17 protein-coding genes and 1 pseudogene are annotated in these 7,872 nt (G+C 54.4%); all 18 read right to left on the bottom strand.

Features of this window, described 5'->3' with window-relative positions; genetic code table 11:
* Positions 1-88: pseudogene (locus CFE47_RS31575) on the bottom strand (50S ribosomal protein L18); the annotation flags it as partial.
* A 10-nt stretch (positions 89-98) separates the two neighbouring features.
* On the bottom strand, positions 99-632 hold the full coding sequence (gene rplF / locus CFE47_RS31570; RefSeq protein WP_003176412.1) for a 50S ribosomal protein L6: 534 nt from the start codon (positions 630-632) through the stop codon (positions 99-101).
* Between the two features lie 12 nt (positions 633-644).
* A complete protein-coding gene (rpsH, locus tag CFE47_RS31565; RefSeq protein WP_010566853.1) occupies positions 645-1,037 on the bottom strand; it encodes a 30S ribosomal protein S8 in 393 nt (130 codons plus the stop codon).
* A 206-nt stretch (positions 1,038-1,243) separates the two neighbouring features.
* The gene (gene rpsN, locus CFE47_RS31560; RefSeq protein WP_003176414.1) at positions 1,244-1,549 is read right to left on the bottom strand and encodes a 30S ribosomal protein S14; all 306 of its coding nucleotides are present in this window, start codon (positions 1,547-1,549) and stop codon (positions 1,244-1,246) included.
* A 13-nt stretch (positions 1,550-1,562) separates the two neighbouring features.
* The gene (gene rplE / locus CFE47_RS31555) at positions 1,563-2,102 is read right to left on the bottom strand and encodes a 50S ribosomal protein L5 (RefSeq protein WP_003194642.1); all 540 of its coding nucleotides are present in this window, start codon (positions 2,100-2,102) and stop codon (positions 1,563-1,565) included.
* Between the two features lie 22 nt (positions 2,103-2,124).
* Complete coding sequence (rplX, locus tag CFE47_RS31550; RefSeq protein WP_007896770.1) at positions 2,125-2,439, bottom strand: 50S ribosomal protein L24; 315 nt, start codon at positions 2,437-2,439, stop codon at positions 2,125-2,127.
* An 11-nt stretch (positions 2,440-2,450) separates the two neighbouring features.
* Positions 2,451-2,819: a 50S ribosomal protein L14 gene (rplN, locus tag CFE47_RS31545; RefSeq protein WP_002555479.1), complete on the bottom strand. Its 369-nt coding sequence runs from the start codon at positions 2,817-2,819 to the stop codon at positions 2,451-2,453.
* A gap of 23 nt (positions 2,820-2,842) precedes the next feature.
* Positions 2,843-3,109 (bottom strand): 30S ribosomal protein S17, encoded by a 267-nt coding sequence (gene rpsQ / locus CFE47_RS31540; protein WP_003176419.1) that lies wholly within the window; start codon positions 3,107-3,109, stop codon positions 2,843-2,845.
* A 2-nt stretch (positions 3,110-3,111) separates the two neighbouring features.
* Complete coding sequence (rpmC, locus tag CFE47_RS31535; RefSeq protein ID WP_002555481.1) at positions 3,112-3,303, bottom strand: 50S ribosomal protein L29; 192 nt, start codon at positions 3,301-3,303, stop codon at positions 3,112-3,114.
* Entirely contained in the window at positions 3,303-3,716 is a 414-nt protein-coding gene (gene rplP / locus CFE47_RS31530; protein ID WP_003176421.1) for a 50S ribosomal protein L16, read from the bottom strand. The genes rpmC and rplP overlap by 1 nt, the downstream gene beginning before the upstream one ends.
* 12 nt (positions 3,717-3,728) lie before the next feature.
* Positions 3,729-4,415: a 30S ribosomal protein S3 gene (gene rpsC, locus CFE47_RS31525; protein WP_003176422.1), complete on the bottom strand. Its 687-nt coding sequence runs from the start codon at positions 4,413-4,415 to the stop codon at positions 3,729-3,731.
* A 13-nt stretch (positions 4,416-4,428) separates the two neighbouring features.
* Positions 4,429-4,761, bottom strand: a complete 333-nt coding sequence (gene rplV, locus CFE47_RS31520; protein WP_003103908.1) for a 50S ribosomal protein L22 — start codon at positions 4,759-4,761, stop codon at positions 4,429-4,431.
* A gap of 11 nt (positions 4,762-4,772) precedes the next feature.
* Entirely contained in the window at positions 4,773-5,048 is a 276-nt protein-coding gene (gene rpsS / locus CFE47_RS31515; protein ID WP_002555486.1) for a 30S ribosomal protein S19, read from the bottom strand.
* A 16-nt stretch (positions 5,049-5,064) separates the two neighbouring features.
* Positions 5,065-5,889 carry a 50S ribosomal protein L2 gene (gene rplB, locus CFE47_RS31510; RefSeq protein WP_003186055.1) on the bottom strand — a complete coding sequence of 275 codons (825 nt, stop codon included), beginning with the start codon at positions 5,887-5,889 and terminating at the stop codon, positions 5,065-5,067.
* Positions 5,890-5,903: 14 nt separating this feature from the next.
* Positions 5,904-6,203: a 50S ribosomal protein L23 gene (gene rplW, locus CFE47_RS31505; protein WP_002555488.1), complete on the bottom strand. Its 300-nt coding sequence runs from the start codon at positions 6,201-6,203 to the stop codon at positions 5,904-5,906.
* Positions 6,200-6,802, bottom strand: coding sequence for a 50S ribosomal protein L4 (gene rplD, locus CFE47_RS31500; RefSeq protein WP_003176424.1), 603 nt, complete (start codon positions 6,800-6,802; stop codon positions 6,200-6,202). Before rplD ends, rplW begins: the two co-directional genes overlap by 4 nt.
* 12 nt (positions 6,803-6,814) lie before the next feature.
* A complete protein-coding gene (rplC, locus tag CFE47_RS31495) occupies positions 6,815-7,450 on the bottom strand; it encodes a 50S ribosomal protein L3 (RefSeq protein WP_003194649.1) in 636 nt (211 codons plus the stop codon).
* Positions 7,451-7,531: 81 nt separating this feature from the next.
* Positions 7,532-7,843, bottom strand: coding sequence for a 30S ribosomal protein S10 (rpsJ, locus tag CFE47_RS31490; RefSeq protein WP_003186070.1), 312 nt, complete (start codon positions 7,841-7,843; stop codon positions 7,532-7,534).
* Positions 7,844-7,872 lie beyond the last annotated feature (29 nt).

The raw sequence follows: 7,872 nt of genomic DNA, 5'->3' as shown, positions 1-7,872 counted from the left end.
ACACGCAGAGACGCACGACTTCGAGTTCGTGCATTTTCAGGCGTGCTTTGCGAGCGCGACGCAGTCGAGTAACTTTTTTGTCGGTCATTTGCTATGCCCTACTTCTTCTTGGCTTCTTTACGACGGACGACTTCGTCCGCGTAGCGCACACCTTTGCCTTTGTACGGCTCTGGTGGACGGAAGTCGCGGATCTCAGCAGCCACTTGACCTACCAGTTGCTTGTCGATGCCCTTGATCAGGATATCGGTCTGGCTAGGGGTCTCAGCGGTGATGCCTTCCGGCAGTTCGTAATCCACTGGGTGCGAGAAGCCAAGGGCCAGGTTCAAAACCGTGCCTTTTGCTTGCGCTTTGTAACCAACACCGACCAGCTGGAGCTTACGCTCGAAGCCTTGGCTTACGCCTTGGACCATGTTGTTTACCAACGCACGCGTGGTACCGGCCATTGCGCGAGTTTGTTGATCGCCATTGCGAGCAGCGAAACGCAGCTCACCAGCTTCTTCAACGATCTCAACGGACGAATGGATGTTCAGTTCAAGAGTACCCTTGGCACCCTTCACCGAAAGCTGTTGGCCTGCGAATTTGACTTCGACACCGGCTGGCAGCTTAACGGGGTTCTTAGCGACGCGAGACATGCTTATCCCCCCTTAGAACACAGTGCAAAGAACTTCGCCGCCGACACCGGCAGCGCGCGCAGCACGATCCGTCATCACACCTTTGTTGGTGGAGACGATAGACACGCCCAGACCGCCACGAACTTTCGGCAGATCTTCAGCGGACTTGTACTGACGCAGGCCTGGACGGCTAACGCGCTTCACTTCCTCGATGACCGAACGGCCTTCGAAGTACTTCAGCTCGATGGACAGCAGTGGCTTGGTTTCGCTGCTGATCTGATAACCCGCAATGTAGCCTTCGTCTTTCAGGACTTTGGCAACAGCTACCTTCAACTTGGAAGATGGCATGCTTACGACGGACTTTTCAGCCATCTGGGCATTACGGATACGAGTTAGCATGTCCGCTAACGGGTCCTGCATACTCATGGGCTAGACGCTCCTAATACAAAAAAATTAGCCTTGCGGCTACATATGTCGCCGAGAATCTCCGGGTAAAAAACACGGGCTCAGGCGAGCCGCGTATTTTAGACACACTCCGGAAATGAAACAAGCCCCAAAAGGGGCTTGTTCCAGATTCAAGGTCACCGGCGGTCGTTATCTTTCGATACCTACCACCTGGACTTCGAAAGTACTTACCAGCTGGCTTTAACCAGACCTGGTACGTCACCACGCATTGCCGCTTCACGCAGTTTGTTACGGCCGAGGCCGAACTTGCGGTAAACGCCGTGTGGACGACCGGTCAGGCGGCAGCGGTTACGCATGCGCGAAGCGCTTGCGTCACGTGGCTGCTTCTGCAGAGCTACTGTAGCTTCCCAACGCGCTTCTGGACTTGCGTTCAGATCAACGATGATTGCTTTCAGTGCTGCACGCTTCTTGGCGTACTTGGCAACCGTGAGCTGACGCTTCAGCTCGCGGTTTTTCATGCTCATCTTGGCCATGGTCCTACTCCAATCAGTTGCGGAACGGGAATTTGAAAGCACGCAACAGGGCGCGACCTTCATCATCGTTCTTGGCAGTGGTGGTCAGGGTGATGTCCAGACCGCGGAGAGCATCGATCTTGTCGTAGTCGATTTCCGGGAAGATGATCTGCTCTTTCACGCCCATGCTGTAGTTACCACGACCATCGAAGGACTTGGCATTCAGGCCGCGGAAGTCGCGGACCCGAGGCAGGGAGATCGACAGCAGACGATCCAGGAATTCGTACATACGCTCACGGCGCAGGGTCACTTTGACGCCGATCGGCCAACCTTCACGGACTTTAAAGCCAGCGATGGATTTCCGAGCGTAGGTCACAACGACTTTCTGGCCGGTGATCTTTTCCAGGTCAGCAACAGCGTGCTCGATGACTTTTTTGTCGCCGATCGCTTCGCCCAGACCCATGTTCAGGGTGATTTTGGTGACGCGCGGAACTTCCATCACGTTCCCGAGCTTAAGTTCTTCCTTAAGCTTGGGGGCGATTTCCTTCCGGTAAATCTCTTGTAGTCGTGCCATGGTCTTATCTACCTAGCAGTGTTCAAGCATCAACCGCTTTTTGGGTCGACTTGAAGACACGAATTTTCTTACCGTCTTCTACTTTGAAACCAACGCGGTCAGCCTTGTTGGTTTCGCCGTTGAAGATGGCGACGTTAGAAGCGTGCAGTGGCGCTTCTTTCTCGACGATACCGCCCTGTACGCCCGACATCGGGTTAGGCTTGGTATGACGCTTGACCAGGTTCAGACCACCAACAACCAGACGGTCATCAGCGAGAACCTTCAGCACCTTACCGCGCTTACCTTTGTCTTTGCCGGCGATCACGATGATCTCGTCGTCACGACGAATCTTTTGCATGTCGGATCTCCTTACAGCACTTCTGGGGCGAGCGAGACGATCTTCATGAACTTCTCAGTACGAAGTTCACGGGTCACTGGCCCAAAGATACGGGTGCCGATCGGCTCTTGCTTGTTGTTCAGAAGAACAGCAGCGTTGCCATCAAAGCGGATAATGGAGCCATCAGCACGGCGTACGCCGTGACGAGTGCGGACTACAACAGCAGTCATCACTTGGCCTTTTTTCACTTTACCGCGAGGAATTGCTTCCTTGACGGTAACTTTGATGATGTCACCGATACCAGCGTAACGACGATGGGAGCCACCCAGCACCTTGATGCACATAACACGGCGAGCGCCGCTGTTATCGGCCACATCGAGCATGGATTGAGTCTGAATCATATAATTTCTCCGACCCCTAGTCCTTAGACTTCCACAGCGCGTTCGAGAACATCAACCAGTGCCCAAGACTTGGTCTTGGCCAGCGGACGAGTTTCACGAATAGTGACCTTGTCGCCGATGTGGCACTGATTGGTTTCGTCGTGCGCGTGCAGCTTAGTCGAACGCTTAACATATTTACCGTAGATCGGGTGCTTAACGCGACGCTCGATCAAAACGGTGATGGTTTTGTCCATCTTGTCGCTGACAACACGGCCAGTCAGCGTACGGACAGTCTTTTCGGCTTCAGCCATGATCACTTACCTGCCTGCTGGTTGAGCACAGTCTTCACGCGAGCGATGTCACGCTTAACTTGCGAGAGCAGATGAGACTGCCCCAACTGGCCAGTTGCTTTCTGCATACGCAGATTGAACTGGTCGCGCAGCAAGCCGAGCAGTTGCTCGTTCAGCTGCTGTGCGGATTTTTCACGAAGTTCATTCGCTTTCATCACATCACCGTCCGTTTAACAAAGGAGGTGGCGAGCGGCAGCTTTGCAGCAGCCAGGGCGAAAGCCTCACGCGCCAGCTCTTCAGAAACACCCTCGATTTCATACAGGACTTTGCCTGGCTGAATCTGGGCTACCCAGTATTCCACGTTACCCTTACCTTTACCCATCCGCACTTCGAGAGGCTTCTTGGAGATCGGCTTGTCCGGGAATACACGGATCCAGATCTTGCCGCCACGTTTTACGTGACGGGTCAGAGCACGACGCGCTGACTCGATCTGACGAGCGGTGAGACGACCACGAGCTACAGACTTCAGCGCGAACTCGCCGAAGCTGACTTTGCTACCGCGCTGAGCCAGACCACGGTTGTGGCCTGTCATCTGCTTGCGGAACTTCGTACGCTTAGGTTGCAACATTTGGCGTACCCCTTACTTAGCAGCTTTTTTACGAGGCGCTGGTGCTTGTGGTTTCAGTTCTTCTTGGCGACCACCAATTACTTCGCCTTTGAAGATCCAAACCTTTACACCGATCACACCGTAAGTGGTGTGAGCTTCGTAGTTGGCATAGTCGATGTCGGCACGCAGGGTGTGCAGTGGCACACGACCTTCGCGATACCATTCAGTACGTGCGATTTCAGCACCGCCGAGACGACCGCTCACTTGGATTTTGATGCCTTTGGCACCAATGCGCATGGCGTTCTGTACGGCGCGCTTCATAGCGCGACGGAACATTACGCGACGCTCCAGCTGCTGAGCTACGCTCTGCGCAACCAGCATACCGTCGAGCTCCGGCTTACGGATCTCTTCGATATTGATGTGCACAGGCACACCCATTTGCTTGGTCAGGTCCTGACGCAGTTTCTCAACATCTTCACCTTTCTTCCCGATAACGATACCTGGACGAGCGGTGTGGATGGTGATACGTGCAGTTTGGGCCGGACGATGGATATCGATACGGCTTACGGACGCGCTTTTTAGTTTGTCTTGGAGATACTCACGCACCTTCAGATCAGCGAACAAGTAGTCCGCATAAGTCCGACCGTCTGCGTACCAGACGGAGGTGTGCTCCTTGACGATTCCCAGGCGAATGCCAATGGGATGTACTTTCTGACCCATCTCTTCGACTCCGTTACTTGTCAGCAACCTTGACAGTGATATGGCAAGACCGCTTGACGATGCGATCAGCACGGCCTTTGGCACGTGGCATGATGCGCTTCAGCGAACGCCCTTCGTTGACGAAAACGGTGCTGACCTTCAGGTCATCAACGTCTGCGCCTTCGTTATGCTCGGCGTTGGCTACGGCCGACTCCAGCACTTTCTTCATGATCTCGGCGGCTTTCTTACTGCTGAAAGCCAACAGGTTGAGCGCTTCGCCCACCTTCTTCCCGCGGATCTGGTCGGCGACCAAGCGGGCTTTCTGGGCGGAGATTCGAGCGCCCGACAACTTAGCGGCTACTTCCATTTCCTAACCCCTTAACGCTTGGCTTTCTTGTCTGCCACGTGCCCACGATAAGTGCGGGTACCGGCAAACTCGCCCAGTTTGTGGCCGACCATGTCTTCGTTAACGAGAACTGGGACGTGTTGACGACCGTTGTGTACTGCGATGGTCAGACCGACCATTTGTGGCAGGATCATCGAACGACGCGACCAGGTCTTAACTGGTTTGCGATCGTTCTTTTCCGCCGCCACTTCGATCTTCTTCAGTAGGTGAAGATCAATAAAAGGACCTTTTTTCAGAGAACGTGGCACTGTCGTATCCCTCTATTTACTTGCGACGACGGACGATCATTTTGTCGGTACGCTTATTACCACGAGTCTTCGCGCCCTTAGTCGGGAAGCCCCATGGCGATACCGGATGACGACCACCAGAGGTACGACCTTCACCACCACCGTGTGGGTGGTCAACCGGGTTCATGGCAACACCACGAACGGTTGGGCGAACGCCACGCCAGCGTTTGGCACCAGCTTTACCCAGCGAACGCAGGCTGTGCTCGGAGTTCGAGACTTCGCCCAGGGTCGCGCGGCATTCAGCCAGCACTTTACGCATCTCACCAGAACGCAGACGCAGGGTCACGTAGACACCTTCACGAGCGATCAGCTGAGCCGAAGCACCAGCGGAACGAGCGATTTGCGCGCCTTTACCTGGCTTCAATTCGATGCCGTGTACGGTGCTACCAACTGGAATGTTACGCAGCTGCAGAGCGTTGCCCGGCTTGATCGGTGCCAGGGCACCTGCGATCAGCTGGTCGCCAGCGCTCACGCCTTTAGGGGCGATGATGTAGCGACGCTCGCCATCTGCGTACAGCAGCAGAGCGATGTGAGCAGTACGGTTTGGATCGTATTCGATACGCTCGACAGTGGCAGCGATGCCATCTTTGTCGTTGCGACGGAAGTCGACCAGACGATAATGCTGCTTATGGCCACCACCGATGTGACGAGTGGTAATACGACCATTGTTGTTACGACCACCAGACTTCGATTTTTTCTCGAGCAGCGGTGCGTGAGGAGCGCCTTTATGCAGCTCCTGGTTGACCACCTTGACCACAAAACGGCGGCCAGGGGAAGTCGGTTTGCATTTAACGATTGCCATGATGCACCCCTTCCTTACTCAGCACTGCTGCTGAAATCGAGATCTTGGCCTGGCTGAAGGGAGATAACTGCCTTCTTCCAGTCATTACGCTTGCCCAGACCGCGAGCAGTGCGCTTGCTCTTACCCAGAACATTCAGGGTAGTAACACGCTCTACTTTCACGCTGAACAGGCTTTCGACGGCCTTCTTGATTTCCAGCTTGGTTGCGTCAGTTGCAACCTTGAAAACGAACTGGCCTTTCTTGTCAGCCAGAACCGTAGCCTTTTCGGAAACGTGCGGGCCAAGCAGAACTTTAAATACGCGTTCCTGGTTCATCCCAGCAGCTCCTCGAATTTCTTCACGGCCGACACGGTGATCAATACCTTGTCGTATGCGATCAGACTAACTGGATCGGAACCTTGCACGTCACGTACATCAACGTGTGGCAGGTTGCGAGCAGCCAGGTACAGGTTCTGATCAACAGCTTCAGACACGATCAAAACATCGGTCAGGCTCATGTTGTTCAGTTTGCCCAGCAGATCTTTGGTTTTTGGACTTTCAACAGCGAAGTCCTGAACCACGACCAGACGATCAGTACGCACGAGTTCAGCAAGGATGGAGCGCAGAGCTGCGCGATACATCTTCTTGTTGAGCTTCTGAGAGTGATCCTGTGGACGAGCTGCGAAAGTGGTACCGCCGCCACGCCAGATTGGGCTACGGATAGTACCGGCACGAGCACGGCCAGTGCCTTTCTGACGCCAAGGGCGCTTACCGCCACCACGTACGTCGGAACGGGTCTTTTGCTGCTTGCTACCCTGACGGCCGCCGGCCATGTAGGCCACGACTGCTTGGTGAACCAGCGTCTCGTTGAATTCGCCGCCAAATGTCAGTTCGGAAACTTCGATCGCTTGAGCGTCATTTACATTTAATTGCATGTCAGCTTCCCCTTAACCGCGAGCCTTGGCCGCTGGACGTACAACCAGGTTGCCGCCAGTAGCGCCAGGAACAGCACCCTTGACCAACAACAGATTGCGTTCAGCGTCGACGCGCACTACTTCGAGGGACTGCACGGTCACGCGCTCAGCGCCCATATGACCGGACATTTTTTTGCCCTTGAATACACGACCAGGAGTCTGGCACTGGCCAATAGAGCCCGGGACGCGGTGGGAAACGGAGTTACCGTGAGTGTTGTCTTGGCCACGGAAATTCCAACGCTTGATCGTACCCTGAAAGCCTTTACCCTTGGACTGACCGGTTACATCAACCAGTTGACCAGCGGCGAAGATTTCAGCGTTGATCAGATCGCCAGCCTGGTAGTCGCCGTCTTCAAGACGGAACTCCATAACAGTGCGACCAGCTGCAACGTTTGCTTTAGCGAAGTGACCTGCTTGAGCAGCAGTCACACGCGAAGCACGACGCTCGCCGACAGTGACTTGCACTGCACGATAGCCATCGGTTTCTTCAGTTTTGAACTGGGTGACGCGATTCGGCTCGATCTCAATGACCGTGACCGGAATGGAGACACCTTCTTCGGTGAAAATACGGGTCATACCGCATTTACGACCGACTACACCAATAGTCATGTTGTAAACCTCATGAGTGTACGGGGCTTTCACCCGCTATGGCCGCCCATTTCAGAGCGTTACACGACTAAGACCCAAGTCTTAGCCGAGGCTGATCTGTACTTCCACACCGGCCGCCAGATCAAGCTTCATAAGTGCATCAACGGTTTTATCCGTTGGCTGGACGATGTCCAGTACGCGCTTATGAGTACGGATCTCGTACTGGTCACGCGCGTCTTTGTTGACGTGCGGGGAGACCAGAACGGTGAACCGCTCTTTACGGGTAGGCAGTGGAATTGGACCACGCACTTGAGCACCAGTACGTTTCGCGGTTTCCACGATTTCCTGGGTGGATTGGTCGATCAGGCGATGGTCAAAAGCCTTCAACCTGATACGGATTTGCTGATTTTGCATTGGATTTCAGACTCCGGCTGCTATTCCCA

Origin of the sequence: Pseudomonas sp. PGPPP1, from assembly GCF_002255865.1 — a bacterium.
GTDB classification, from domain to species: Bacteria; Pseudomonadota; Gammaproteobacteria; order Pseudomonadales; family Pseudomonadaceae; genus Aquipseudomonas; species Aquipseudomonas cremoris.
Note: the sequence above shows the minus strand (reverse complement) of the source record. Positions and strands in the feature narration are given on the sequence as shown.